The 386-nt window shown below is 49.0% G+C and carries 1 tRNA gene and 2 rRNA genes; all 3 read right to left on the reverse strand.

The features are described from left to right. Window positions 1-5: 5 nt before the first annotated feature. The 3 genes from rrf (MO387_RS20865) to rrf (MO387_RS20875) all read right to left on the reverse strand — a co-directional run bounded on the left by rrf (MO387_RS20865) (window position 6) and on the right by rrf (MO387_RS20875) (window position 385). Window positions 6-121: ribosomal RNA gene (gene rrf, locus MO387_RS20865) — 5S ribosomal RNA — on the reverse strand. Window positions 122-158: 37 nt separating this feature from the next. Next, window positions 159-234 (reverse strand) — tRNA-Thr (locus MO387_RS20870). A 35-nt stretch (window positions 235-269) separates the two neighbouring features. Further along, window positions 270-385 (reverse strand): 5S ribosomal RNA (gene rrf / locus MO387_RS20875). Window position 386: the final 1 nt, after the last annotated feature.

Here is a 386-nt window from a genome sequence, read left to right on the forward strand (position 1 = left end):
TAGGCGCTTGGCGATGACCTACTCTCACATGGGGAGACCCCACACTACCATCGGCGCGTTTGCGTTTCACTTCTGAGTTCGGGATGGGATCAGGTGGTTCCACAAGGCTATTGTCACCAAGCAAATTTTGTATTCTAGGAAATGACACTAGATTGTAATGGTGCTGATACCCAGAATCGAACTGGGGACCTCATCCTTACCAAGGATGCGCTCTACCGACTGAGCCATATCAGCAATTCTATACTAATCAATTAAGATTATAATTAAGCGCTTGGCGATGACCTACTCTCACATGGGGAGACCCCACACTACCATCGGCGCGTTTGCGTTTCACTTCTGAGTTCGGGATGGGATCAGGTGGTTCCACAAGGCTATTGTCACCAAGC

The sequence above is a fragment of the Shewanella sp. N2AIL genome, assembly GCF_022690845.1.
GTDB lineage: Bacteria > Pseudomonadota > Gammaproteobacteria > Enterobacterales > Shewanellaceae > Shewanella > Shewanella baltica.